At 62.2% G+C, this 26,483-nt stretch carries 22 protein-coding genes; 7 read left to right on the forward strand and 15 right to left on the reverse strand.

Annotated features, from left to right (window positions below):
* Positions 1 to 61 precede the first annotated feature (61 nt).
* A complete protein-coding gene (locus AB2N04_RS17010; RefSeq protein WP_367715765.1) occupies positions 62 to 292 on the forward strand; it encodes a DUF2093 domain-containing protein in 231 nt (76 codons plus the stop codon).
* Position 293: 1 nt separating this feature from the next.
* Here the strand turns inward: AB2N04_RS17010 and lpxK are convergent, their stop codons facing one another.
* The 6 genes from lpxK to AB2N04_RS17040 all read right to left on the reverse strand — a co-directional run bounded on the left by lpxK (position 294) and on the right by AB2N04_RS17040 (position 5,995).
* The gene (gene lpxK / locus AB2N04_RS17015; RefSeq protein WP_367715766.1) at positions 294 to 1,334 is read right to left on the reverse strand and encodes a tetraacyldisaccharide 4'-kinase; all 1,041 of its coding nucleotides are present in this window, start codon (positions 1,332 to 1,334) and stop codon (positions 294 to 296) included.
* Complete coding sequence (waaA, locus tag AB2N04_RS17020) at positions 1,327 to 2,646, reverse strand: lipid IV(A) 3-deoxy-D-manno-octulosonic acid transferase (RefSeq protein WP_367715768.1); 1,320 nt, start codon at positions 2,644 to 2,646, stop codon at positions 1,327 to 1,329. The genes lpxK and waaA overlap by 8 nt, the downstream gene beginning before the upstream one ends.
* A 3-nt stretch (positions 2,647 to 2,649) precedes the next feature.
* Entirely contained in the window at positions 2,650 to 3,435 is a 786-nt protein-coding gene (locus AB2N04_RS17025) for a lysophospholipid acyltransferase family protein (protein WP_367715770.1), read from the reverse strand.
* A 53-nt stretch (positions 3,436 to 3,488) separates the two neighbouring features.
* Complete coding sequence (locus tag AB2N04_RS17030) at positions 3,489 to 3,737, reverse strand: DUF4170 domain-containing protein (RefSeq protein ID WP_367715771.1); 249 nt, start codon at positions 3,735 to 3,737, stop codon at positions 3,489 to 3,491.
* A 124-nt stretch (positions 3,738 to 3,861) separates the two neighbouring features.
* Positions 3,862 to 4,662: a 3'(2'),5'-bisphosphate nucleotidase CysQ gene (locus tag AB2N04_RS17035; protein ID WP_367715773.1), complete on the reverse strand. Its 801-nt coding sequence runs from the start codon at positions 4,660 to 4,662 to the stop codon at positions 3,862 to 3,864.
* Positions 4,649 to 5,995, reverse strand: coding sequence for a TldD/PmbA family protein (locus AB2N04_RS17040; protein ID WP_367715775.1), 1,347 nt, complete (start codon positions 5,993 to 5,995; stop codon positions 4,649 to 4,651). Before AB2N04_RS17040 ends, AB2N04_RS17035 begins: the two co-directional genes overlap by 14 nt.
* Positions 5,996 to 6,120: 125 nt before the next feature.
* Here AB2N04_RS17040 and AB2N04_RS17045 point away from each other — a divergent pair, with 125 nt between their 5' ends.
* The gene (locus AB2N04_RS17045) at positions 6,121 to 7,923 is read left to right on the forward strand and encodes a monovalent cation:proton antiporter-2 (CPA2) family protein (protein WP_367715777.1); all 1,803 of its coding nucleotides are present in this window, start codon (positions 6,121 to 6,123) and stop codon (positions 7,921 to 7,923) included.
* Between the two features lie 98 nt (positions 7,924 to 8,021).
* On the opposite strand, the gene AB2N04_RS17050 is transcribed toward AB2N04_RS17045, so the two are convergent.
* The 5 genes from AB2N04_RS17050 to AB2N04_RS17070 all read right to left on the reverse strand — a co-directional run bounded on the left by AB2N04_RS17050 (position 8,022) and on the right by AB2N04_RS17070 (position 13,827).
* Positions 8,022 to 8,912, reverse strand: a complete 891-nt coding sequence (locus AB2N04_RS17050; protein ID WP_367715779.1) for a patatin-like phospholipase family protein — start codon at positions 8,910 to 8,912, stop codon at positions 8,022 to 8,024.
* A 3-nt stretch (positions 8,913 to 8,915) separates the two neighbouring features.
* Positions 8,916 to 10,235 carry a M16 family metallopeptidase gene (locus AB2N04_RS17055; protein ID WP_367718843.1) on the reverse strand — a complete coding sequence of 440 codons (1,320 nt, stop codon included), beginning with the start codon at positions 10,233 to 10,235 and terminating at the stop codon, positions 8,916 to 8,918.
* A 32-nt stretch (positions 10,236 to 10,267) separates the two neighbouring features.
* Positions 10,268 to 11,653: a M16 family metallopeptidase gene (locus tag AB2N04_RS17060; protein ID WP_367715781.1), complete on the reverse strand. Its 1,386-nt coding sequence runs from the start codon at positions 11,651 to 11,653 to the stop codon at positions 10,268 to 10,270.
* Between the two features lie 89 nt (positions 11,654 to 11,742).
* Complete coding sequence (rsmD, locus tag AB2N04_RS17065) at positions 11,743 to 12,297, reverse strand: 16S rRNA (guanine(966)-N(2))-methyltransferase RsmD (RefSeq protein WP_367715783.1); 555 nt, start codon at positions 12,295 to 12,297, stop codon at positions 11,743 to 11,745.
* Between the two features lie 3 nt (positions 12,298 to 12,300).
* Positions 12,301 to 13,827 carry a pseudouridine synthase gene (locus AB2N04_RS17070; RefSeq protein WP_367715785.1) on the reverse strand — a complete coding sequence of 509 codons (1,527 nt, stop codon included), beginning with the start codon at positions 13,825 to 13,827 and terminating at the stop codon, positions 12,301 to 12,303.
* A gap of 371 nt (positions 13,828 to 14,198) precedes the next feature.
* On the opposite strand from AB2N04_RS17070, the gene AB2N04_RS17075 reads away from it, so the two are divergent.
* The gene (locus AB2N04_RS17075) at positions 14,199 to 14,627 is read left to right on the forward strand and encodes a nucleoside deaminase (protein WP_367718844.1); all 429 of its coding nucleotides are present in this window, start codon (positions 14,199 to 14,201) and stop codon (positions 14,625 to 14,627) included.
* Positions 14,628 to 14,683: 56 nt separating this feature from the next.
* Here the strand turns inward: AB2N04_RS17075 and AB2N04_RS17080 are convergent, their stop codons facing one another.
* The 4 genes from AB2N04_RS17080 to AB2N04_RS17095 all read right to left on the reverse strand — a co-directional run bounded on the left by AB2N04_RS17080 (position 14,684) and on the right by AB2N04_RS17095 (position 20,667).
* Positions 14,684 to 15,352 carry a hypothetical protein gene (locus AB2N04_RS17080; protein ID WP_367715787.1) on the reverse strand — a complete coding sequence of 223 codons (669 nt, stop codon included), beginning with the start codon at positions 15,350 to 15,352 and terminating at the stop codon, positions 14,684 to 14,686.
* 200 nt (positions 15,353 to 15,552) lie between these two features.
* Positions 15,553 to 18,570, reverse strand: a complete 3,018-nt coding sequence (gene ileS / locus AB2N04_RS17085) for an isoleucine--tRNA ligase (protein ID WP_367715789.1) — start codon at positions 18,568 to 18,570, stop codon at positions 15,553 to 15,555.
* A 228-nt stretch (positions 18,571 to 18,798) separates the two neighbouring features.
* On the reverse strand, positions 18,799 to 19,758 hold the full coding sequence (locus AB2N04_RS17090; RefSeq protein ID WP_367718845.1) for a bifunctional riboflavin kinase/FAD synthetase: 960 nt from the start codon (positions 19,756 to 19,758) through the stop codon (positions 18,799 to 18,801).
* Positions 19,759 to 19,806: 48 nt separating this feature from the next.
* The gene (locus AB2N04_RS17095; protein ID WP_367715791.1) at positions 19,807 to 20,667 is read right to left on the reverse strand and encodes a TIGR01459 family HAD-type hydrolase; all 861 of its coding nucleotides are present in this window, start codon (positions 20,665 to 20,667) and stop codon (positions 19,807 to 19,809) included.
* A 232-nt stretch (positions 20,668 to 20,899) separates the two neighbouring features.
* Between AB2N04_RS17095 and AB2N04_RS17100 the strand changes: the two genes are divergently transcribed.
* The 4 genes from AB2N04_RS17100 (at position 20,900) to hisG (ending at position 26,427) form a co-directional block, all read left to right on the forward strand.
* A complete protein-coding gene (locus AB2N04_RS17100; protein ID WP_367715793.1) occupies positions 20,900 to 22,828 on the forward strand; it encodes a pilus assembly protein TadG-related protein in 1,929 nt (642 codons plus the stop codon).
* A gap of 110 nt (positions 22,829 to 22,938) precedes the next feature.
* A complete protein-coding gene (hisS, locus tag AB2N04_RS17105; protein ID WP_367715795.1) occupies positions 22,939 to 24,408 on the forward strand; it encodes a histidine--tRNA ligase in 1,470 nt (489 codons plus the stop codon).
* Between the two features lie 211 nt (positions 24,409 to 24,619).
* Entirely contained in the window at positions 24,620 to 25,738 is a 1,119-nt protein-coding gene (locus AB2N04_RS17110; RefSeq protein ID WP_367715797.1) for an ATP phosphoribosyltransferase regulatory subunit, read from the forward strand.
* Positions 25,735 to 26,427 carry an ATP phosphoribosyltransferase gene (hisG, locus tag AB2N04_RS17115; protein ID WP_367715799.1) on the forward strand — a complete coding sequence of 231 codons (693 nt, stop codon included), beginning with the start codon at positions 25,735 to 25,737 and terminating at the stop codon, positions 26,425 to 26,427. Before AB2N04_RS17110 ends, hisG begins: the two co-directional genes overlap by 4 nt.
* Positions 26,428 to 26,483: the final 56 nt, after the last annotated feature.

Raw genomic sequence — 26,483 nt, forward strand, 5'->3', positions numbered from 1 at the left:
GCGACATGCTTGACCTTGGCCTCGAAATATGGCGCAAGGAACCCGATAAAAAGGTGACGCGATGAACCGTTTTGAAGGACCCGGCGCGCGCGAGGCGCGCATTCGCTATCTGGATGGCGATTTTCAGGTGATGACGCCCGGCGCTTTCGTGCGCTGCGCCGTCACCGAACAGCCGATCCAGCTCGACGATCTGAAATATTGGAGCGTCGCGCGGCAGGAACCCTATGTGAACGCCGAGACCTCGCTCGCGCGCGAGGTGGAAATGAACCCTGGGCTGAGAAAGCGCGGCTGATCTATCTCAGCGCGCGCGCGCGCCAGGCCTCGATCGTGCTTTCTACGATGGAGACCGGCATGTCGGGCGCGTCGAATTCGGCCTCCACCTGCAGCACGCGGCTTTTTTCGGCAAGCGCACCCAGCGCCTCGCGACCGCCCTTCAGCCGCACGAGATCCTTTTCGGTGGTGATGAGCTGAAGCCCGTCTTTTTCCGCTGCCGCCAGCAGATCGCGCGCCTCGTCATCGTCAAAGGGGTGGTGATCGGGAAAGCTGCGCGCCTCCACCACCGTACCACCGGCTTCGGCCACGCTGTCGAAGAATTTTTTCGGGTTGCCGATCCCGGCGAAGGCAAGAAACCGCCCGCCCTTGATCGCGCGCACGCCACGCGGTCTGAGCCTGGCCTCAAACACCGGCCGCCCCGCCCGCGAGGCCCTGCGCACCACCCGGTCGGCCGCATTGCCCTCGCCCATGGTCAAAACCGCATCCGCATAGCGCAGCTGGTCCACCAGCGGCGCGCGCATGGGGCCGCCGGGGATGATGTGGCCATTGCCGAGTCCACGCCTGGCATCGATCACCATCACCGCATAATCCATGTGAATGCGCGCGCTCTGGAAGCCGTCATCCATGATGATGAAGTCGCAGCCAATCCCGATCAGCTCGCGCGCGCCCGTCAGTCGGTCGGGCGCCACCAGCGTCGGCGCGTGGCGCGCCAGGAGCAGGGGCTCATCGCCCACATGGCGCGACAGGTCCTTCCTCACATTCACCAGATGCGCGCCTGCCATCGCGCTCCCTGCCATCGAGCCGCCATGGCCGCGCGTCAGGAAGCCGGGCTTGCGGCCAAGCATTTTCGCCTGTCTGGCAAGCGCGATGGAAACCGGTGTCTTGCCCTCGCCGCCAACGGTGAAATTGCCGACACACAATACCGGCGCGTCCACCTTTGCACGCTTTGCAGAGGCCATGCGGTAGCCGGCCACAAGGCCATAGAGCGCGGAAAGTGGCGAGAGGCTCCAGGCCCGCCAGTCGGCGGCCTCCCACCAGAATGGAGGTGCCTCGCTAGCCATGCCCCTCGTCGCCCTCAAGCCTGCTCTTGACGATCAGCGGATGTATGTAGGGGTCGAGCGCCTGCAGCGTGCGGGTGAGCGCACCCGACATGTCGTCGACAGCCGCTCGGCCGGCCTTGATCATGGTGCGGCGGGCCGAATAATTGTTGAGCAGAAAATTCACCCCACCGGCCAGCATCTCGCCGTCGCGCACCAGCCGTGCCCCGCCCGCATCGATCAGGCGGCGATAGGCATCGCGGAAATTCTGCACATTGCAGCCCGAAAGCACCGCCGTGCCCAGACGTGCCGGCTCGATCGGGTTCTGCCCGCCCGATTGCGCCAGAGAGCGCCCGACAAAGGCCACTTCCGTGAGTCTGAGATAGAGTCCCATTTCACCGATCGTATCGCCAAGCAGAATGTCGGTCTCCTTCAGCACCGTATCCTTACGGCTGCGCCGCGCGACCCTCAGCCCGCGAGACCTGAATTCCTCCTCCAGAACATCGGCGCGTTCGGGGTGGCGCGGCACGATGATCGTCAGCAGGTCCGGATGGCGGGCTTTCAGCTTTTCATGCACATCCGCGGCAACGGTCTCCTCACCCTCATGGGTGGAAACGGCAGCCCATGTTTCACGATCGCCGATCTGCTCTTCCAGCGTGGCCAGCGCTTCCGGCTCCACCGGCGGCGCATGGGTGTCGACCTTGAGATTGCCCGAGACGGTCACCGGCCTTGCGCCCAGAGTGCGGAAGCGCTCGCCGTCCACCTCGGACTGCGCCACCACATGCGCAAGGTTCTCAAACAGCGCTTCTGCGAGAAAGGCGCGTTTTTCCCAGCGCGCGAACGACCGGTCGGAAAGGCGCCCGTTCACGAGCACCTGCGGCACACGCCGCGCGCCAAGCTCCAGAATGGTCATCGGCCATATCTCGGATTCCGCCATGATGGCCAGATCCGGCTGCCAGTGATTGAGAAAACGGCTGACCGCGGGCTTCAGGTCGAGCGGCACATACTGGTGAATGACCGCGCCGCCAAGCCGCTCCTCGGCCACCTGTGCGGATGTGACGGTTCCCGTGGTCAGAACGATGTTGATGCCGTAGCCGAGCAGATGCTCGATCAACCCGATCACCGCCACCGTCTCTCCGACGCTGGCGGCGTGCACCCAGATCAACGGGCCGTCGGGTCTGGGATGGCCAGCCATCCCATAGCGTTCGTGGCGGCGCGCCCTGTCTTCCTTGCCCTTGCCCGCCCGCCAGACGATGTAGCCGCCGACAAGCGGGAAGGCGGCAGCACCCACCCAGCGATAGGTTGTGAGGATTGCACGCGCCCAGCGTTCACTCATCGGTCAGGTACCGTCAACCAGAGCATAGGCCCGCCGGGTCGCCTCGTTGAGCGCGCTGGTCACTTCGCAGCGCTTTTCTTCCATGACCGTCTCGTCCGCATCGGAGGCGACATAGATGGGATCGCCGAGGATCACGGCACTTTTGCCGAAGGGCAGATTGATGGTGGTCTTGTCCCAGGTCCGCTCCAGCACCTTGCGGCGGCTGGTGGCAATGGCGACAGGAACGATGGGACGGCCGGAGATCCGTGCCAGGGTCACGATGCCAAGCCCGGCTTCGCGTGGGGTCCCATGGGGAATGTCGGCGATCATTGCCACGTTGCAACCGCGATCTATGGTTTTTTTCAGCATGATCAGCGCCTTCGCGCCACCCTTGCGGACATCGCGCTCGCCCTTGCGGCCGCCCGATCCGCGCACGGTCTCAAACCCCAGTTTCTCGGCCACCAGCGCGTTCAGTTCCGCATCGGCACTGCGTGAAAAGAGGGCAACGATCTTGTGCCTGCGGGGATTGATGGCCGGACCGAGAATGTGCTGCCCATGCCAGAGCGCTGCAATCGCCGGTGAGTGCGCATCGATTGCCGCCTGCAGGTCGTCAGATCCCTCCACACGCGGATTGGTGCGGTCGATCAGCCAGACGGCGCCAGCCATCACCGTCGCCAGCACCTGTTTCACGAAGCGCGACTTCGCAAGGGGCTTGCGGATGCGGCGCCACAACTCCTTCAGGGGGCGGCGGCCGGTCTTCTTTCGATTGGCGGCCATGGCAGGGGAAGGCGCACTCGCCTTGTTTTCCATATGCGGTTCCTTGCTAACCGGCGCTGCCTCGGGGTTGACCGGGGCCTGCCGGGCTATCCCCGTGTCTCGTCGGACGCAGGATCCAGCAGGCGATGGAGATGAACGATGAAATAGCGCATATGCGCATTGTCAACGGTCTCCTGCGCCTTGGCGCGCCAGGCTTTTTCGGCGGATTTGTAATCAGGATAAATGCCGACGATGTCGACATCGTCGAGATCGCGGAACGTGACCCCGGTCAACGACGTCAGTTCGCCGCCGAAGACCAGATGAAGAAGCTGGGAATTCTCTTTATTCTCGGACATGTCGAAGCCCATTTGCAAAGGAATGTGGCAATAAGCAAATCGCTAACCGCCCGTGTAGAGGAATTCCGGCGATTTTGGAACCGTTTAGACCGGCTTTCCCCGTTTCGGGACGTGTAGAACTCTGTCAGGACCCGCCTGTCAGAGCCTGTGTCATCGCATCAAGGAGCACGCCACTGCCAGCAGCAAGTGCTCCCTTCTTGGGATTTCCGGACGCATAGGAGAGAGCATTTCCCTGCGCATCCCGGATCGTGCCACCCGCTTCGCTCAGGATCACATCGGCTGCGGCCAGGTCCCAGTCATGCGAATTGGGTTTCACGAAAGTGGCGTCAAGCGCGCCACTGGCAACCATCGCAATGCGGTAGGCGAGTGAGGGAACATAGCCATGAGCCCTGTTTTTCCGCAAAACATCGGCTGGCAGTTCAGAGATCATGGCCTTGGGACCACCGATCACGAAGGCCTCGCCGGCAGGTTTCACCGCAAGAGCCTGTCCATTGCAGAATGCGCCTGCGCCCGCCAGCCCATGATAGGTTTCAGAAAGTGCGGGGCACTCCAGCACACCAACAACGCTCTTTCCGCGATGCACCACTCCAATGCTCACGCACCATACCGGACGACCATCGATGAATGCCCTTGTTCCATCGATCGGATCGACGACAAACACTTTCTCGCGTTCGAGTTCCTGCTGTGCAAGCGCAGTTTCCTCCGAAAGCCAGCCATATTCGGGCCGCGCCGCCAGAAGCTCGGTCCGCAAAAACCGGTCGACAGCGTAATCGGCCTCACTGACCGGTGAATCACCCTCTTTCCACCACACTTCCGGATCGCGCCGAAAATATTTGAGTGCAATGTCGCCTGCCTGCCGCGCAGCTGTGGCAATCAGTTCGAGATCGGCCTGGAGCGACGGTTCGTGTGGTCTAGTTTCCGGCAAGCGTCATGCCTTCCACAAGCAGGGTCGGAGCGGCCGTCCCGAAATTTCGGTCGATATCGCTGGCGGGTGTCATGTTGAGGAACATGTCTTTCAGGTTCGAGGCGATGGTGACTTCCGAGACCGGATAGGTAATCGCGCCATTCTCGATCCAGAATCCGGCAGCACCACGACTATATTCTCCGGTTACGAGATTGACCCCCTGCCCGAAAACCTCCGTCACATAGAATCCCGCCTTGATGCTCCCGATCAGTTCCTCCGGCGTCTGCTCACCAGGTTCAAGCGCCAGATTGGTCGAGGCGGGATTGACCGAGGAAGAACCGCGCACTCCGCGACCGTTTGTGTCCGGCAGGCCAAGCTGGCGAGCAACAGAGGTCGACAAAAACCAGTGTTTCAAAACACCATCTTCGATCATGACGAGCTTTTCTCCGGCCACGCCTTCCCCGTCGAAGGGACGGGAGGACGTGCCGCGCCGCCGCTGCGGGTCGTCCGTCACCACGATGCCGTCCGCCGCAACCTTCTCACCCATCAGATGGCGCAGAAAGCTCGATTTGCGCGCAACGGACGCGCCATTGATCGCGGAAGCGAGATGCCCCGCAATGCCGCGCGCCACGCGCGGATCGTAGACAACGGGATAGCGCCCGGTATCCACCTTTCGGGGGTTCAGCCGCCGCACGGCCCGTTCAGCGGCATTGCGGCCGATCGTTTCAGGGCTTTCCAGATCGAGAAAATGAAGGCGCGAGGAATAATCGTAATCGCGCTCCATGCCGGTGCCTTCGCCCGCCACAACGCTGACCGAACGCGAGAAGCGTGTTGCTTCATAGGCCCCGATGAAGCCTTCCGACGTGGCAAGAACCAGACCGCCCAGACCGGCACTGGCTCCACTGCCTGATGAATTGGTGACCCCGGCCACATCGAGGGCAGCCGCCTCTGCGGCCAGTGCATCCTCTTTCAGGCGCTCGGCGGAAATCTCCGTCGCGTCACAGAGGTCCAGATCGCGAACCTCACGCGCCAGTCTCTCACTGTCGGCCAGCCCCTGATAGGGATCCTCAGGCGAGGCTTTTGCCATGGCCACAGCGCGCTCCGCGAGCGGGGCGGGATCCGCATTGGCGGGTGCTGAAACACTGGCGACCCGCTGCCCCACGAACACGCGCAGTGACATGTCATCGCTTTCCGATGCTTCGGTTCCTTCCACCTTGCCAAGGCGCACGGAGACGCTTCTGGAACGGGCGCGAACCACCACCGCATCGGAGGCGTCGGCTCCGGCTTTTTTCGCAGCCTCGACGAGGGCGACCACCCGGTCGGCCAGTTGCTTGTTTTCGGGTTTCTCTGTCATCGCGTTCCTGGCCGGTTCTGCCTGAAAAAACTGTAGGCGTGCGGAATAACTGTCCGTTCCATTTATGATTCACCGCTCAGTTGTGCAATGGTAAGCTGAGATTCCCATGAAATGCCGGAGGGCCGATGGCCGTCGAAGCTGCTGCACCGCTCTACTATGAACCCCTGCTGCTTCTGGGCGGGGCGGTGATTGCGGCGCCATTGTTTGCGCGTATCGGGCTCGGCACGATTCTGGGTTATCTGGCTGCCGGCATCGCCATCGGCCCCGTTCTCCTGCTGATATCGGAGGGCGAGCAGCTGCTACATGTGGCAGAGCTGGGTGTCGTGCTTCTGCTGTTCATTATCGGGCTGGAGCTGAAGCCCGCCCGCCTCTGGGCAATGCGGCGCAGCATATTCGGCATGGGGCTGATTCAGGTTGTCGTCACCGGCATCGCCCTTGCCATGGTCACCCTGTTGCTGACCGATTTCTCCTATGGGGCAGCGTTTGTGATTGGCTTTGGCCTTGCACTTTCGTCCACCGCTTTCGCCGTGCAGACGCTGGAATCGCAGGGTGCGCTCAACAGCCGGTACGGACAGACCTCATTTTCGATCCTTCTGTTTCAGGATCTGGCCATTGCTCCCCTTCTGGCGCTGGTTCCACTGCTTTCCCCCGGCGGAGAAGGCGCCGATGCAATCAGCCTCGAACGGTTCGCGCTGGCCATCGCCAGCGTGGTGGCTCTCATCGCCGCGGGCCGTTACCTGCTCAACCCGCTTTTTCGAGTGATCGCCAACACCGGCGCAAAGGAGGTGATGATTGCCGCCGCCCTGCTCGTGGTTCTGGGCTCTGCGACCATCATGCAGATGGCCGGCCTTTCCATGGCACTTGGCGCCTTCATCGCAGGTGTTCTTTTGGCGGAGTCCTCGTTCCGTCATGAGCTGGAAGCCGATATCGAGCCGTTTCGCGGCATTCTTCTCGGCCTGTTTTTCATGGCGATCGGCCTGTCGCTCGATTTGAGGATCGTGCTGGAGAACTGGGTATCCATCCTGATTGCCGTTCCCATACTGATGCTGGTGAAGGCGGTCATTCTCTACGGGATCAGCCGCAGCTTCGGCAACGATCACAACTGCGCCGTTCGCGTCGCAGCCCTGTTGCCGCAGGGCGGTGAGTTCGGGTTTGTCCTGTTCACGGCTGCCGCCTCCGCTTTCATCTTCCCCCAGTCGACCGCATCGCTGTTGATTGCCGTCGTTACCGTCTCCATGGCGCTCACCCCGCTCACCGTTCGGCTCGGCGAAATGCTGATCCGCAGCGAGCCGGCAGAAGAAATGGACGAGGATTTCGAGGGTGCCGGCACCGATGTCATGATGATCGGCTTTTCCCGTTTCGGACAGATGGCCTCGCAGGTCCTGCTTTCGGGCGGAACGGATGTGACCATCATCGATCACTCGGCAGACCGTGTGCGTGCCGCCGAACGGTTCGGCTTTCGCATCTATTTCGGAGACGGGCGGCGCAAGGAGGTTCTGGAAGCGGCGGGCATCCGCCACACGAAGATTGTCGCCGTTTGCACCAATGGCGCGACGGCAACCGACCAGATCGTCGACCTGATCCGCGACGAGTTCCCGCATGTGCGTCTATACGTCCGGTCCTACGACCGTGCCCACACGCTGTCGCTGCGCAGCCGCGACGTGGAGTACGAAATCCGTGAGACGGTGGAATCGGCGCTGCTGTTCGGCGGTATAACCCTTCAGGCGCTCGGCACCAGCGAGGAAATCGCCAGCGAAATCGTCGAGGATGTGCGCCGGCGTGACGAAGAGCGGCTGGCGATCCAGTCCGTCGAGGGTCTTTATGCCGGCAATGACAAGATGCGCGTGCGTCCGGTCACGCCGGAGCCGCTCATCAAGCCGAACCGCGAGAGCCAGCGCATCGATCAGGATGACGAACCGGTGGGCTAGAGCGGTTCACCGTTTCAGGGAAGCCCTGCTCCGCTCAATCCATCCGTTTTTCCGCATTTATGCGGACGTCACGTGATTCCACCTGACTGCCAAATGCTCTAGGCGCGGGCCTTTTCATGGTCACCGATGGCGGCGTCGATCGCGCGTTTCAGTTCATCGCGGATGGCCTCGGTTTCCGCCAGTATGGCATCGATCTTCATGAAGTCGAGCACGCGAAAGCGTGAAACGGCAGGGCGTATGAGAATATCGGGCCGTCCGTGTTCCAGCTTCATGGCGATGATCGACTGCATCATGAGCTGACTTGCCCCGAACATGAGTTCGATGGAGGTTGGCGGCTTGCCGCCCGTGTCGTTGGGCGCGCCAACCACGTCGATGGCGATCAGTATGTCGGCCTTGCCCTCCACCAGATCGAAAGGAACGGGATTGTAGATCCCGCCATCGATCAGCGTGCGCCCGCCCCGCTCCACGGGGCGGAAAACGGCCGGGATGGCGGCCGAAGCGGCCAGCGCTTCTGCCAGCGCCCCGCTGTCAAGCACGGCAAGCTCGTGGCGGAAATAGTCCGTGGCCGTGACACGCAGTGGTATCTTCAGCTCCTCGAAGGTTTTTGGAACCCCCTGCGGCAGAAACGCGCTGATAATGCGCTCGGCATTGAACTGACCGAAGCGGAACCCGCCTTCCATCATCTCCGAGAACTTGCCGGGCCGGGCCTTCCACAGGCGGCTTGCAACCTCCGCCCGGCTCCCCAGAATGGCACGCGCATGCTCGTGAATGTCCCGGCCACTGATGCCGGCGGCGAAGCCCGCCCCCATCAGCGCGCCGATGGAAGAGCCCGCAATGACAGTCGGCGTAATGCCCAGTTCGTTGAGGGTTTCGATAACGTGGATATGCGCCAGTCCGCGCGCGCCACCGCCGCCAAGCGCAAGCGCGAAGCTTGGCCCGCCGGATGCCCTCCGTTCTGGCGATCCGCCATCTGCCAATGCGATCTCCACCGGTTAACCTCCGTTGCGAACCTGATCTGCAGGCCCAACCACCAACAGCGCCGGCTCGTGCGAAAGAAGCCGTCTTGCCGTTTCCTTCACATCGTCCAGCGTCACCGCATTGATAAGATCCTCGCGCCGCTCGATGTAGTCAATTCCCAGACTGTCCTGCTGCAATCCGACCAGCGTGCGCGCGATGGCAATGGAAGAATCCAGATTGTTGATGGCATAGGAACCGATGACATAGGTCTTGGCCGTTTCAAGCTCTTCGGCGGTCGGCCCCTCGTCACGCAGGCTCGAAACCACATCCTCGATGACCGAAAGGGTTTCCGAGGCCCGTTCGGCGCTTGTGGCGGTCTGAATAGCCAGAGACTGGGCATGATCCCGGCTGTCGAGATAGGAAGACGCGCCATAGGCAAGGCCCCGCTTCTCGCGCACTTCATTGAACAGCCGCGAGGAGAACACGCCACCGCCGAGGATCTGGTTGAGAAGATAGGCGGAGAAGAACTCCGGATCATCACGCCTGACACCGGGATAAACAAGCTGAAGCGTGGCCTGCGGCAGGGGATAATCGACCCGGATTTCCTGATCGAGCTTCGGTTCGACGTCGGCAACTGTGTTCAGTTCTGCCTCTTGCGGCAGCTCGCCAAACACCCTGTCGAGAACCGGGGCCAGCCGTTCCGCATCGATCGCGCCCACCACGCCGATGGTGAGGTTCGAGCGCGCAAAGACGCGGGCGTGAAAGGCCTTCAGGTCTTCCGGTGAAATGCTGGCAAGGCTCGCCAGCGTCCCCTCGTCCGAATGCGCATAGGGATGGTCCTCGTAGAGCGCCTCGGAGAGTTTGCGAAACCCCTGCTTGCGCGGATCACGCTCATTGGAGCGGATCCTGACGGCAATCTGGCCACGAATGCGTTCCACCGGATCGGCGTCGAAACGCGGGCTGGTCACTGCAAGCCGCACCAGTTCCAGGACCTCGTCGCTGTTGTCGGCAAGCATCCGAACCTGGCCGGAAATTTCGTCGGAGTTGGCGCGGAACGACATTTCCGCACCCAATTCCTCAAGCTTCAGCTGAAACGCATCGGAATCGAGATCACCCGCGCCCTCGTCGAAAAGGCCGGTCATGAGGTTGGCGAGCCCCTCCTTGCCTTCCGGGTCCTGCGCAGTTCCACCCTTGAACGAAAACTGGAAGGTGATGATGGGCAGCGAGTGATCCTCCACCAGCCATGCCACGATGCCCTTCGGTGACTTCACATCCTGAATCTTTACCGCCGCGTGAGCCGGAGCGATGACGAATATCAGGGCGAACAGCACCCCGGCCTTCAGCAGACTGCGCATGAAAACACCTGGATTGATTGTCTCTGTCTTGCTCACGAGCGCTCTCCCTCTTCGGGAAGCAGGTAGCCCTTCACCGCACGGTTCAGGTCGAGATAGCGGTTGGCCGCCGCCTGCACTGCCTCGACCGTGACCGCGTCGAGGCGCTCCGGCAGGCCGGTGATGTCCTCGACACTGCCACCGGTCGTCAGAACGGCGCCAAAGAGGTTTGCGCTGCGCACCTGGCTGTCGCGCATGAAGATCTGGTCACGCAGGATCTTCGTCCGTGCGGTTTCCAGCTCCTTCTGCGTGATGCCTTCGGTTTTGATCTTTTCGATCTGCTCAACGAGCGCGGCCTCGACCGTTTCGAGATCGGCCTCTCCGCCTGGCTGGCCGTAAATGACGAGTGCTGAATAATCATGGGCCGCGCCCTGCAGATAGCTGCCGGCGCTGGATGCGATTTCCTGCCTGACGACGAGTTCCTGATAGAGGCGGCTGCGCAGCCCCTCCCCCAGAATCTCCGACAGAATGGCCAGCGCTTCGAACTCGCCCTCATCGGCCCTGCGTGCGGAAGGCACATACCAGTTGATCGACATGTTCGGCACGGTCACGCGCGGATCGCGTAACGTCACAGAGCGCGCGGTTTTCTGGGTCGGTTCCATGGGCCGCGCGCGCGGCGGCAGGTCGGGGCCACGCTCAATCTTGCCGTAAGTCTCTTCGGCCAGCTCCCGCACTTCGTCGGCGTTCACGTCGCCGGCCACCACCAGAACGGCGTTGTTGGGCCGGTAGAACCTGTCATAGAAGCGCTTCAGATCCTCATGGGTCAGCCCCTCGATCTCCTGCTGCCAGCCGATGACCGGAATGCCATAGGGATGATTTTGATAGAGCGTGGCGTTCAGCTCTTCCGAGAGAATGGAGGATGGCACGTTGTCGGTGCGCTGGCGCCGCTCTTCGAGCACCACCTGGCGTTCGGTTTCGATGTTTTCTTCCGACAGCACCAGATTGCGCATCCGGTCGGCCTCAAAGCGCATCATCTCCGGCAGTTCGGACGGCGCGATCTGCTGGTAATAAGCCGTGTAGTCATATGAGGTGAAGGCATTTTCGCTGCCGCCCACCGCCGCGATCGCGGCCGAAAATTCGCCGGAGGGATAGGTGCTCGTGCCCTTGAACATGAGATGTTCGAAGAAGTGGGCGATGCCGGACTTTCCGGGTTCTTCATCCGCGCTGCCCACCTTGTACCAGAGCATGTGCGTGGCAACAGGCGCGCGGTGGTCGGGGACAACGACCACTTCGAGGCCGTTTTCCAGAGTGAAACTGGAAACGGCGGTGTCTTGCCCTTCGCCCTGCCCCGCCTCCTGCCCGGTGGCAAACGAGGGCGTCGCAATGGCAACAATGGCTGCGAATGCGGCTTTGCGCGCGACATTCGCGATGGAATTTCTCATGGACAGGCCCTGTACGTTTTGTGGTGTGCCCGCGCACAATGCCACGGGCTCATGACAAGGCAAACCTATCGGTTCAAAAGTGACGAAACTCAGGCGCACTCGGCAAAGGTGGCACAGGATGTGCCGTATTCACGCCGTTCGATGAGCCGAACCCCTTCTGGCGGCTGAAACGGCGAACCCGCCGCCTCCTCCACCATGATCAGCGCACCGGGGGCGAGCCAGCCTCCGGCCAGCGCAGCGGCGAGCGCCTTTTCGCCAAGGTTTCTGCCATAGGGTGGATCAGCCAGAACCACATCGAAGGGCTGAATGGTTCCCGCCTCTCCGATCCGCGTCGCATCGCGGCGAAAGATCTTGCTGCGCCCCTGCAGGCCAAGGTTTTCCACATTGCTGCGGATCAGCGCGCGGGCAGAGGCCGCCTCTTCGATGAAGAGAGCGAAGGCAGCACCACGCGAAAGCGCTTCCAGCCCCAGGGCCCCCGTGCCGGCGAAAAGATCGAGCACACGCGCATTTTCAAGACGCCCGGCATGGCGATGCTCGAAAATGTTGAACAGCGCCTGGCGGGTACGGTCCGTGGTGGGGCGGATCGCGTCCGATTTCGGAGCGGCCAGCGTGCGGCCACGAAACTCTCCGCCCACAATCCGCACGGGTCAGCCCTTCCCGCCGGGTTTGCCCGGCTTTCCGGTCCCGCTGCGGCCCTTTCCGGGGCGCGGCCCACCACCCGGCTTGCCCGAGAACCTGCCCGCCGGTTTACCGGAAGGCTTGCCGCCGGGTTTGCCGAAACGCTTGTCCGCACCTGGTTTCCCCCCGGGCTTCCCCCCCGGCTTTCCCCCCGGCCTTCCGTCGCGCTTGCCGCCCTTGGAGAAACCTGGCTTATCAGCGGAAGCGGAGCGGTCGTCGCGCGAGCGGAAGGGCCTGCCCTCCCGCGTCTCGCCGGCAGGGTTTTCGTGTTTCGAATGGCGAGGCCTGTCGCCACCGCGCGCGCGATCGCCACGTTCCGCGCGGTCCTTGCCGAAAGACTTGTCCCCGCGCGAACGGAACGGCTTGTCACCGCGTGCCGGAGCGGCTCCTTCCCGGCGCGGTTTGCGCGTTGACCGCGCTCCCTCGTCTGCATCCGCCTCGACAGCTGCTTCTTTGCGCTTTCCCTGTGGCCGTGCGCCGGGCGCCATCCACACATGGCTGCCCCGGTTCTGGCGTGGTCCGCGTTCGTCCTCACGGCGGGCAGGTCGGGACGTCTGCAGGCGGTCGCGGGCGGCCTCGCGCTTTTCTTCACGGTCGCGCTTGCGGTTTTTCACAAAGCCCTTTGCGCCGTCGCGCTCACGGCCAGCCTGCTTCTCCTCCGCCTCACCATCGCGCGGCTTGCGCTCGGCGCGAACGGGCTTGTTGGAGAACGGATTGACGATGGGCGCATCGAAATTCGCACCCGATTTCTCGATCAGGCGGTCGCCGAGCTGGTCGCGCAGGGTGCGCCCCTTCACCTCCTGCACCTCGCCCTCACCCAGCGTGCCGAGCTGAAACGGCCCATAGGAAATGCGGATGAGCCGCGTAACCTCCAGCCCCAGCGCACCGAGCACATTCTTGACCTCACGGTTCTTGCCTTCGCGCAGGCCGAGCGTCAGCCAGGCATTGCTGCCCTGCTCGCGGTCAAGCGTCGCCTCGATCGCTCCATAAAACACACCATCAACGGCAATGCCCTCCTTGAGGCCTTCAAGTGCCGTTGCGTCCACCTTGCCATGAACGCGGACGCGATAGCGGCGTAGCCAGCCGGTTTCGGGCAGTTCCAGTGCGCGCGCCAGCCCGCCATCATTGGTCAGAACGATCAGACCTTCCGTATTGATGTCGAGACGTCCGACCGTGATGAGCCGCGGCAGGCCTGCCGGAAGCACGTCGAATATGGTCTTGCGGCCTTCCGGATCGCGATTGGTGGTGACCACACCCCCGGGCTTGTGGAAGAGAAAGAGCCGCGTGCGCTCGACCGCAGGCAATGGCTCTCCGTCCACCAGAATGCGGTCGGAAGCGCTCACATTGAAAGCCGGAGAGGCAAGAACCTTTCCGTTGACGCTGACGCGGCCCGCCTCAATCATCGCTTCGGCGTCGCGACGCGAGGCAATGCCCGCGCGTGCCAGACGCTTGGCAATGCGCTCGCCACCCGCCTTTTCGGCGTCTTTCGGGGCCATATCCCCGCCTCGGTCCGGCTTGCCCGGTTTCTTTTCCCGCTTGGTTTCTTTGGGTCGGTCTTTGGTCATGATGGCCTTTTGCCCCGGGATTCCGCATTGCGCCCCATGCGCCGGAACCGCTCCAGTGTTTTTTAAATCAGAGATCGGACCGCAGGAAAATCGATTCCGAATTCGCACCCGATGCTATAGAGGCGACTAACGCATTTTGCAGCCAGGTGGAATCACCTGACCTGTGCAGACATACGGAAAAGACATGATAAAGCGTCCTTCATGCATCCTTCCGGAAGCATGGCGCTCTAGGTAACAATTCGCACCGCCAGTTGCGAGCAAAAAGATTGAAGAGACCCACGAAAGCGAAATACACCAGTTTCATGGATGCTGCGCTCGAAGAGGCGCGTCTCGCCGCCGGACGTGGCGAGGTGCCTGTCGGGGCCGTGGTCGTGCTTGAAGGCAAGATTGTCGCGCGCGCTGGAAACCGGACCCGCGAATGCAGCGACCCAACGGCCCATGCAGAAATCGTGGCGATCCGCGAGGCGTGCACTCTTCTTGATACGGAGCGTCTTGTCGGGGCGGATCTCTACGTGACGCTGGAACCCTGCGCCATGTGCGCCGGGGCAATCTCTTTTGCCCGCATCCGCCGCCTTTATTTCGGAGCAGGTGACGAAAAGGGTGGTGCGGTGACAAATGGCGCCCGTTTTTTCACGCTGCCGACCTGTCACCATGCTCCCGAAGTCTATCCGGGTCTGGGCGAAAGAGAAGCCTCGGAACTTCTGAAGACCTTCTTCAAAAATCAGCGATAAAAAAAAGCGGGCGCAGGGCCCGCTCCGTCGTCAGGGGTGTCGTCCACCCCTATCTGTTATCCACCCCAGGGCCACAGCCGACCCAGATCGAAGCCGCCGCCACCCTTTTGCGCAGCCTTCCGTGCGGCGCGGGCCTTCTTGGCTTCGTCTTCACCCAATTCGCCTGTTGGCGCGCTTTGCGCGGGCTGTCGATAGTCGACCGGTGGTTCACTGAGATATCGCCGCGAGGTGGCACTGCCCTGCTTCATCGCCGCACGGCGCTTGAAATACTCCTCGCGCTGCTTCTTGGCGATTTCCGGATTGACGAAACCGTCTTCCGTGCGCGCATTGACACCGATGTCGCGCTCGACAGGGGATTTGTAGAAGGGATTATCCTGGTTGGCCGTCGCCTCTGCACGAATGCGCGCAAGGCGCTCTTCGGGAGATTCGGGCCAGGCCGGATTGCCGGCGGAGGCTACGTCTTCCTGCGGCGGCGGCAGCACTTCGGTGGAGGATGGCATGACAATCCCCGCGCGCGGCTTGTAGTCGACGCGCGGCTTGTCCTTCGGTCCGAGCGAAAGTACGCCGGTCACGTCTTCAAGCAATTGCTGATCGGCGGGTTTGTCGGTCCCGTAGGTCGGGGCGCCCATACAGCCGGATAACAGAACGGCCGACAGGCACAGGGTGCCCGAAGCTGCAACCATGCGCACGGCACGTCGCGATGTTGTGGTACCCGTTCTAATCACTGCTACCTCTCTCCCAGAATGCTGCTGCAACGGTGCTGCATCCTGCTTATCGTCCCGCCTTGCATGACCAACGGGAACTCACGTCACGCATGTCGCGCACGAATCCGGCGACAACGTGGCATCCTTGACCTGGCGGCATTTGTAGCGAAGGAGACGGCGGGAAGCAATCGGCAGCGCCGAAGCTTCCCGCTCAGCGCCAATCAAAGCCGGCCAAGCGCCTTGAGTTCGTGCAGGGCTGCCGCATCGCGCGCCGAAACATCCGGAAATTCCGGATCGGAGCCCACATCGTCCGTGTAGCGCCAGGAACGCGCGCATTTCTCGCCCGTGGCCCGCGCAAAAACGACGCCGACACCCGGCACCTCGTCCAGCGTGAAGGCATCCGCCGGCGGCGCCTCGTGGCGGATATCGATGCCGGAAGTGATGCAGATTTCGGCCATGTCGCGGTCGGCAATCGCCTTTTGCAGGCCTTCATCATTCACATAGACGACCGGGGCAGCTTCAAGCGAGGAACCGATGGTCTTTTCCTTGCGCTCGATTTCCAGAGCACCGGTGACGACGCGGCGAACCTGACGGATTTTCTTCCATTTCTCGGCAAGCTCCGCATTGCGCCATTCCTGCGGCACTTCGGGGAACTGCTCCAGATGCACCGAACGCGCCTCGGGATGACGCTCAAGCCATGCCTCTTCCATGGTGAAGGGCAGCATCGGCGCAAGCCAGGTTACCACGCAGTCAAACAGCGTGCGAACCACCTGAAGCGATGCCTTGCGGCGCGCGCTCGACGGTGCATCGCAGTAGAGCGCATCCTTGCGAACATCGAAATAGAATGCGGAAAGTTCCACCACCATGAAATCAAGCAGCGAACGGATGTTGCGCTTGAAATCGAAATTGTCATAGCCCTTGCGCACCAGCTCATCGAGCTCGGCCAGACGGTGGAGCATCAGGCGCTCCAGCTCCGGCATATCGGCCAGCGGCACGGTTTCACCCGTGTCATGCGCGAGCGTGCCGAGCATCCAGCGGATGGTGTTTCTGAGCTTGCGATAGGCATCGACATTGGTCTGGATGATCGCCTTGCCGAGACGCTGATCTTCCCAGTAATCGGTGGTGGCGACCCACAGGCGCAGAATGTCGGCGCCAGACTGGTTCATGATCTCCTGCGGCACCACGGTGTTGCCGAGCGATTTCGACATCTTGCGGCCGTCTTCTGCCATGGTGAAGCCATGGGTGATGACGGCTTTGTAGGGAGCCTCCCCCCGCGTCGCACAGCTTTCCAGCAGCGAGGAGTGGAACCAGCCGCGATGCTGGTCGGAGCCTTCAAGATAAACGTCGGCGGGCCATTTCAGGTCCGGCCGGTCTTCCAGCGTGAAAGTGTGTGTGGAGCCGGAATCGAACCACACATCGAGAATGTCCATGACCTGCTGCCACGGCTCGCCGGCGCGCTCGCCAAGGAAGCGCTCGCGCGCGCCTTCGGCAAACCACGCGTCCGCACCCTCGGCCTCGAAGGCGTCGAGAATGCGCTGGTTGACCGCCTCGTCCTGAAGCACGTTTCCGTCTTCATCGGCAAAAACGCAGATCGGCACGCCCCAGGCGCGCTGGCGCGAGAGCACCCAGTCGGGCCGGTCGGCGATCATGGCACGCAGGCGCGACTGACCGGCAGCGGGCACAAAGCGGGTCTCGTCAATGGCCTTCAGCGCGCGCGAACGCAGCGTGTCGGGTTGGTTTTCGCTCACGGCCGTACGCTCGCTCTGCGAGCTGGCCTCCGCGGGGGCGGGCGAAACATCGCCCGGCGTCCGGTCGGACGCTCGGCCTTCTGCCGAAAGGCCGTAGCCGCCCAGATCCTTGTCCATATAGACAAACCATTGCGGCGTGTTGCGGAAGATGACCGGCTTCTTCGACCGCCAGGAATGCGGATAGGAGTGCTTTAGCCGCCCCCGTGCAAAGAGCATGTCGCGCGCGATCAGCGCTTCGATGACGGCCTTGTTGGCGTCACCCTTCTTGCCCTTGTCGTCGATGACGCGCGCCGCCCCGCCCTCGCGGTCGGGACCGAAGCCCGGCGCGTCCTTGGTGTAATAGCCTGCATCGTCGACCGGGAACGGGATGGCACTGTCGATGCCACGCGCCTCAAGCTCGGCGCGTGCATCCATCCACGCGTCAAAGTCCTCACGACCATGGCTGGGTGCGGTGTGGACGAAGCCCGTGCCGGCATCGTCGGTAACGTGATCGCCGGGCAGAAGCGGGATGGTGAAATCATAACCGCCGCCATGCCCCTTGAGAGGGTGTGCGCAGGTGATGGTGGCGAGAGCCTCTGCGGACACATCGCGCAGACGCTTGTATTCAAGCTTTGCCTTGGCGAAGGATTCTTCCGCAAGCGCATCGGCGAAGATCAGCTTCTCACCCGCCTGCGGGCCAAAATCGTTTTCCGCAGCCGTGACCTCGTAGAGACCATAGGAGATGCGCGGCGAATAGGCGATTGCCCTGTTGCCGGGGATTGTCCATGGCGTGGTCGTCCAGATCACAACAAAGGCGTCCGAGAGTTCGCCTTCCGCCACCGGAAACTTCACCCAGATCATGTCGCTTTCGACATCCTGGTATTCCACTTCCGCTTCGGCGAGCGCGGTGCGCTCCACCACGCTCCACATCACCGGCTTGGAGCCGCGATAGAGCTGGCCGGACATGGCGAATTTCAGAAGCTCGCCGGCAATCCGCGCTTCGGCGTGGAAATTCATCGTCGTGTAGGGGTTCTTGAAGTCGCCTTCGATGCCCAGCCGCAGAAACTCTTCCGACTGGACCTTGATCCAGTGGCTGGCGAAGTCGCGGCATTCCTGGCGGAACTCGTTGACCGGCACCTCGTCCTTGTTCTTGCCCTTGGCGCGATACTGCTCCTCGATCTTCCATTCGATCGGCAGGCCGTGGCAGTCCCAGCCCGGCACATAATTGGCATCATAGCCGCGCATCTGGAACGAGCGCGTGATGATGTCCTTCAAAACCTTGTTCAGCGCATGGCCGATATGGATGTTGCCGTTTGCATAGGGCGGGCCGTCATGCAGCACGAATTTCTCGCGCCCCTGCGCATCCTCGCGCATGAGACGGTAAAGATCCATCTCCTGCCAGCGCGCAACGATCTCGGGCTCTTTCTTCGGCAACCCCGCGCGCATGGGAAACTCCGTCTGCGGCAGGTTGAGGGTCTTGGAATAGTCGATCTTTTCGGACGTGTCGGTCATGTTCTCGCCGTGAGATGGGCAAAGCCTGCGATGGCCCTGCCATAGCCATTATGGAAAATCGGAAAAAAGCGCGTGTGACGCGCGGCAGAACCCGGACCTTCCGCAGCACTCAGGCCGCACGGAAGGCCGGGCCAATAATTCGTATGGCAATCGGTATGAAACCGGCGCGTGTCATCATGGCAACGGCTTTTAGCCGAGGCAGGCCGAAGAATAAAGAGGCGATTGCCCTCACGCTGCCAGCCCGTCGAAAGCAAGCCGCAGATCGAGAGCCGAAAGGGGCTTCACTTCGGCAAGCAGCGCGCGCGCTTCCGCCTCGTCGCGCTTCATCTGTTCAACCAGCGGATCGAGCCCGTCGAATTTCTCCTCCCCGCGCAGGAAGGAAAACAGCGAGACCGAACAGCGTTCGCCGTAGAGATCGCCGTCAAAGTCGAACAGGAAGGTTTCGAGCAGCGGCGCGCCCTCTTCCGTCACGGTCGGGCGGCGGCCGAAACTGGCAACCCCATTGTGCAGCGTGCCATCGGCCCGGCGAAAGCGCACCGCATAAATGCCGTGGCGGAGTTCCGTTTCCAACGGCAGCGCCATGTTCGCAGTGGGAAAACCCAGCGTGCGCCCCAGCTTCTGGCCACCCGTAACTTCAGCCTCCACCGTGTAGCGATAGCCCAAAAGGCCGGCAGCCTCTGCCACCGCGCCGTCCCCCAGAAGAGCGCGAATGCGGCTTGAGGAAATCACCGCCCCGCCCTCATCGGAAAAGGCGTCCACCAGGGTCACGCCAAAACCGTTGTCCCGCCCCGCCGCCTTGAGAAGATCAGGCGTGCCACCACGGTTTTTGCCGAAATGAAAGTCGTAACCCGTCACCACATGGGTGATGCCAAGCCCCTCGACCAGTACGGAGTGAACGAATTCCTGCGGCGAAAGACCGGAGAATGCGCGGTCGAACTGCTGCTCGACAACCGCATCGAAGCCGAGCGCTCCCAGCAGCGCTGCCTTCATCGGCGCGGGCGTCAGGCGGAAAAGCGGGACATCCGGCCGGAAAACCTGCCGCGGATGCGGCTCGAAGGTCAGCACAAGTGCCGGAACACCGTCCCGCCGGGCAATCTCAAGCGCCGGCTCCAGCACAGACTGATGCCCGCGATGCACGCCATCAAAATTGCCGATGGCCACCACGCCGCCGCGAAGGGCGGCGGGCATTTCGGTCAGATCTGCAATGCGCTTGATCGGTCCGGCCACGCGCGCACCCTATCTAAGACGCGCAATCACAGCCACCGGATTGTGGCCATGGGTTTCGAGAAACGCCGCAAGGCGGTCGGGCTCCGGCCCCTCGCCATCGCCATATTCGCGCGCGTGGATGCCGTCCGCCACGAACAGGACATCGACGCCATACTGATCGGCGCCCTTCACGTCGGTCAGCACGCCATCGCCGATGGCAAGGGCCTTCTCGCGCTCAAGCTCGCTACCCATGATGTCGGCTGCCGCCTTGAACGCCGCCTTATAGATCGGGTGGTGCGGCTTTCCGGCAATCAGCGTGCGTCCGCCCAGAAGCCCGTAATCGCGTGCGAGCGCCCCGGCACACCACACCTGCCGGTCGCCGCGCTCGACAATGATGTCGGGATTGGCGCAGATGAACGGAAGATCGCGCATTCTCAGGCGCTCCAGCAATTCCGCATAGTCCTCCAGCGTTTCGTTCTCATCGTCGAACAGGCCGGTGCAAACGACGCCGGAGGCTTCGAAATCCTCCACCAGTTCCACGTCGATCCCATCGAAGATCGCTTTGTCGCGCTCGGTGCCGATGTGGAAAATCTTCCGCGGCGCGGTGCGGATAAGGTCGCGCGTCACATCACCTGAGGTCACGACACGATCCCACGCATCGTCGGGAACGCCCAGCGCACCGAGCTGCTCTTCCACCCCTTCATGCGGGCGTGGCGAGTTGGTGATCAAAACCACCGCCTTGCCGGCGTCCCGCGCTCTGGAAAGGGCGGCACACGCCTTGGGAAAGACGGAGACACCATTGTGGATCACGCCCCAGACATCACACAGGATGGCATCATAGGGTCCGGTGATCTGGTCAAGCGTATCGATTATCTGCGGAGTTTTGGACATGAAGAACGGTTGGTCTCGGGCATTGAAGGAGTGGGAGAGAGGCTCAGGCCGGAATTATCGGATGCCGGCTTCGAAGTCACCCGGTTTTATTATCGCAGGCAAAAACCGCGGGGTTTGTATCGGGGGTGTTAACGTTGCGAAAACCAAGAAAACCAACGTGATCGCACCAGTTACCCGGGGTTAAGCACACTGGGTGGAATCTGGACCAGTACCTTTTAAAGGGGTGGCCCAAATGTTCTACAGATTCGTGCATGACCGTGGCGGCAACTTTTCCTTGATGACCGCACTCCTGATGGCACCGCTCCTGGGTGTCACCGCACTCGTGATCGACTATGGCCAGATCTCCCGACAGCGGCAGATGACCCTGCAGGCGCTGGATGCGGCGGGCATAGCAACCGCCAGATATCTCACTCAGGGAGCGAGCGACGAAGAGGCGAAGGAGTATGCCCGTGATTTCTTCGAGGCCAATCTCGGCGGGGTCGATCCGGCCAACACCACGCTCGCCGTCATGCTTCCCAATCAGAACACGGGCGGCGGCACGCTCAAACTGGAAGCGCAGCTCAAATACGAACCGCTTTTCTATCCGGTCTTCCAGTTGCTGCGTGGCGAAAACCCCGACAACGAAACGCAGGTCGATTTCAGGGCACAGAGCGAGATCCGGCTGAAAAACACGCTTGAGGTCGCTCTCGTGCTCGATAATTCCGGGTCCATGGGATACACCGCGACCGGCTCGTTCGAAAAGCGCCTTTCGATCCTGAAAAAAGCGGCCAAGGAGCTGGTGAAGACCATCGCTGCCGAAGGCGCGCAGATGAAGCAGATTGAGAAGCCGGTCCAGTTCGGCCTGGTGCCGTTCGCCGCTTCGGTGAATGTGGGACCGCAAAATGCCGGCGCGGACTGGATGGACACGGATGGCCGCTCTCCCATTCATCATGAGAATTTCGACTGGTCCACCATGGCAGACGATGATCCCGAAAAACGCGTCGAAATGGCGGCGGGCATCTACTACAAAAAGGGCAGAGGCTGGGGTGCGCAAGAAGGCGAAAAGGTCACGCGCTTCACGCTCTACGATGAGATGAAACGCATCTCCGGCTCGGCGACGGACTGGGCCTATGAATGTATCAGATACCGTAGAAACGGCTCCTGCCGGCGCTATGGCTGGGTCGAAAACACAACCTACACTTATGACAGCGTCACCAGCTGGGCCGGCTGCGTGGAGATGCGGCCTTATCCTCTGAACCTCAATGACGAACCGGCAGACAGGAGCAGGCCGGAAACGCTCTTCGTCCCCATGTTCGCACCGGATGAAACGGATCAGATCGACTACAGCCTGCGCCCGGCCAACAACAACTGGTGGGACGATTTCACCGGCGGCTCGACGACCGCGGCCTATGACCAGGCCTTTATGCCGAAATATTTCAAACCCCATGAAACGCGCCGCATGGACATCAACGAAGGGCCAAATGCAAGCTGCAGCACCAGGCCCATCACTCCGCTCACCGATGTTGGCCGGAGCGAGGGGCTGAACAGGATCAATACCGCCATCGACGACATGGAAGCAGGCGGTGCGACGAATGTAACCGAGGGGCTGGCCTGGGGCTGGCGGGTGGTTTCCGGGCGCGCGCCCTTTTCGGAAGGCCGCCCCGACAACGAAAAGGGCAATGACAAGGTGGTGATCGTTCTGACCGACGGCGCCAACACCTATTACACACCCACCAGCATAACCGCGCAGAGCTATTCCGGCATAAACCACCGCTATGGCGGAAACGACCTCGCCGGCTCGAAATCGATCTATTCCAACTATGGTTATGTGCGAAACCGCGCCGGAGAAAGCCGCCTTTTCGAGGGGGCCGAGGGTGTCAACGAATACTCCTATTCCAACAGCAACTACTCCGCGGCGATGACCAGCCACATGACCGCCACCTGCGAGAATGCGAAGCGAGAAAACATCATCGTCATGACGGTCGCGCTCGATCTCGACGAGCGCAACAGTTCGGAGAAAAAGCAGATCGACGCGCTGAAGGCCTGCTCCTCCGACTCGCGAACGCGCAAGGACGGCAATGGCAAGCCGGTCAAGCTGTTCTGGAATGCCACGGGCGGCGATCTGGACGATGCCTTCAAGGCCATCGGAGACGAGCTTTCCAATCTGCGCATCGTCAGTTGAACGGGAGCCCGCAGGCCGGGTCGGCCGGCCTTGCCGCTTCGGCCATGATCGGCTAGGACAGCCGCGCCCCTTCCGGGCGCGGTTTTCTTCAATTATGGACGGATTTCGACATGGCTAAAAAGGCTGACAAGACCCGGGCGAGGCTCCCACGCGGCTTTGTCGACCGCCATGCGAGCGACATTCGCGCCGTGGATGAGATGTGCGCGAAGATCCGCGAGGTCTATGAGCGCTATGGGTTCGACCCGGTCGAGACCCCGATTTTCGAATACACCGACGCACTCGGTAAATTCCTGCCCGATCAGGACCGGCCAAACGAGGGCGTGTTCTCCGTTCAGGATGATGACGAGCAGTGGCTCTCACTGCGCTACGACCTGACCGCCCCGCTGGCCCGCCATGTGGCCGAGAATTTCAACGACATTCAGCTTCCCTACCGCACCTACCGGGCGGGTTATGTGTTCCGCAACGAGAAGCCGGGACCGGGCCGCTTCCGCCAGTTCATGCAGTTCGACGCCGACACGGTGGGTGCGCCGGGCGTCGCCGCCGATGCCGAGATGTGCATGATGATGGCCGATGTCATGGAAGCACTCGGGATCGCCCGCGGCGACTATGTGATCCGCGTCAACAACCGCAAGGTGCTCGACGGCGTGATGGAGGCCATCGGCGTCACCGACGAGGCGCAGAAGCTGACCGTGCTGCGCGCCATCGACAAGCTGGACAAGTTCGGACCGGAAGGCGTGAAGCTTCTTCTGGGCGAAGGCCGCTGGGATGGTGGCAAGGAAGGCGAAGGCGACTTCACGAAGGGCGCGGGGCTGGATGAGGCGAATGCCCAGATCGTACTCGATTATGTCGATGGCAATGCTCACCAGCTCGACAATGAGACGTTCCAGGCCGGTGCTTCAGAACTCGCGCAGATCGAAAGTCTGTGCCGCGCAGCCGGCTACGATGAAAGCCGCATCAACATCGACCCCTCCGTCGTGCGCGGCCTCGAATATTACACCGGCCCCGTTTTCGAGGCCGAGCTGACCGCTGAAATTCCCAATGAAAAGGGCGAGATCGTGCGCTTCGGTTCCGTTGGCGGTGGCGGGCGTTATGACGGGCTCGTCTCGCGCTTTCGCGGCCAGCCGGTTCCGGCAACGGGCTTTTCCATCGGCGTGTCGCGTCTGGCGACCGCGCTCAAGAACCTCGGCAAGCTCGGTCAGGATCCCGTCCTGCCGCCGGTGCTCATCACCGTCATGGATGGCGACACCGAGGCGATGGCGAAATACCAGCAGTTCACGCAGAAGCTGCGCACTGCCGGCATTCGTGCCGAGATGTATCAGGGCAACTGGAAGAAATTCGGCAACCAGCTCAAATATGCCGACCGCCGCGGTTCGCCGCTGGCCATCATTCAGGGCGCGGACGAGCGCGCCAATGGCGAAGTGCAGATCAAGGATCTGATCGAGGGCAAGAAGCTTTCCGCCGAGATCGAAAGCAATGAGGAATGGCGCGAGGCCCGCGTGGCGCAGCTGACCGTCAGCGAAGACGAACTCGTCGAGACGGTGCGCAAGATGCTTGCCGCGCAGGCCGGCGGGGCTGCGTGATGACAGCCGCCATCGCTGGTTCCAGCAGCCCAGTGCTCGCCCCTCACCCTTACCCTCTCCCCGCCAGCGGGGAGAGGGAGACACTGACGTTGCGGCCATCCTCCTTCTCCCCGCTGGCGGGGAGAAGGTGCCGGCAGGCGGATGAGGGGCAGCGCCGGCGCCAGGTATCGCGCGAGACCTTTGCCCGAAGCGCAAGGCAGGAGAACGCCCCATGACCCTGCGCGCACCCGATTTTGCCGACGACATCTTCGCGCTCTTTGCCGAACGCGATGCGGTGCTGACCGACATCGCGATCATCCAGCCCGCCGATCCGTTTCTGGATATGGCGGGCGAAGATCTGCGCCGCCGCATTTTCCTGACGGAAAGCGAGACCGGCGCCAATCTCTGTCTCCGGCCCGAATTCACCATCCCCGTCTGCCGCGACCATATCGAAAAGCGTGCCGCCACCCCGCAGCGCTATGCCTATCTGGGCGAGGTCTTCCGCCAGCAGCGCGAGGGCGGGGCCGAGTTCTTTCAGGCCGGCATTGAGGATCTTGGTGCGAGCGACCGGGCTGGCGCGGATGCCCGTTCGCTGGGTGACGCGCATGCGCTTCTGGCGCGCGTTCTGCCGGGCCAGAAGCTCTCCGTCACGCTGGGGGATCAGGCGGTGTTCGAGGCGGTGCTTTCAGCGCTTGGCCTGCCGCGCGGCTGGCAGATGCGCCTGACCCGCGCCTTCGGCTCGCCAAAGCTTCTGCAGGCCGCGCTCGACGATCTCGCCAATCCGCAAACCGCCGCCAACCTGCCGCGTGCCGTTGCCGGACTTGTGGCCCGTGGCGACGAGGCAGCTTTGTCAGAGCATGTCAGCACGGTGATGAACGAGACCGGGATTTCGCCTTCCGCCGGTCGTGCCCCGCACGAAATCGCCCGGCGGCTCATCGAGAAGGCGGAACTGCGCAGTGTTCGACTGACGGACGAGGCCATGAGCGCCCTGAAGGCATTCGTTCAAATGCGCACGCCCTTTGCCGAAGCGGGCGAACGGCTTTCTGCCTTTGCCGCCGAAAACGGTCTCGTTCTCGATGACGCGCTCGAAACCTTCGCCGCGCGCGCTGAGCGGATTTCGGCCGAGGGAATGCCGCTTGACACGTTGACCTATGATGCCGGCTTTGGTCGCCCGCTCGACTACTACACCGGTTTCGTGTTCGAGATCGCGTCACCCGCCGGCACGGTTTTGGCCGGTGGCGGGCGCTATGACCGGCTGTTGACACTTCTGGGCGCGGAGACGCCCATTCCCGGCGTCGGCTTTTCCATCTGGCTCGATCGCGTGGCAGGTCTGAAGGAGACGGCGGCATGAGCATCACCCTCGCCCTGCCCTCCAAGGGCCGCCTCAAGGAAAACGCGCTGGCGCAGCTCGAAAAGGCTGGCCTCACCGTTCACCTGCCGGAAAACGACCGGCGCTACCGCGCCACGCTCGAAGGCGTGGTCGGTGTCGAGATTGCCTTTCTCTCGGCCTCCGAAATCGCCCGCGAACTGGAGCGCGGCACGGTTGATCTCGGCGTCACCGGCGAAGATCTCGTCCGCGAAACCATTCCCGACTGGGAGCGCAAGGTGGCGATTGCCGCAAGGCTGGGCTTTGGCCGCGCAGACGTGGTGGTTGCGGTGCCGGAGGTCTGGTTCGACGTGGCGACCATGGCCGATCTCGACGATGTCGCAGCCGATTTCCGCCATCGGCATGGACGCCGGCTAAGGATCGCTACCAAATACTGGCGGCTGACCCAGCAGTTCTTCTCCCAGAAGCACGGCATTCAGGTCTATCGCATCGTGGAAAGCCTCGGCGCCACCGAAGGTGCACCGGCAGCGGGCTCGGCCGATGTGATCGTCGATATCACGTCCACCGGATCGACGCTCACGGCAAACCATCTGAAGGTTCTCGACGATGGCGTGATCCTGCGTTCCGAGGCCTGTCTCGTGACCGCTCTCCGGGAGCGGGCGGCGTCAGATCAGGCAGCGCTGGAGGCGCTGACCGCGCGGTTTTCAGGCTAGCTGCGTTTTGGGTAATTTTGACTGGAATTTTGGAAAATTTTGGGATTTGAAACGGA

This window comes from Nitratireductor sp. GISD-1A_MAKvit (assembly GCF_040819555.1).
Classification (GTDB): Bacteria; Pseudomonadota; Alphaproteobacteria; order Rhizobiales; family Rhizobiaceae; genus Nitratireductor.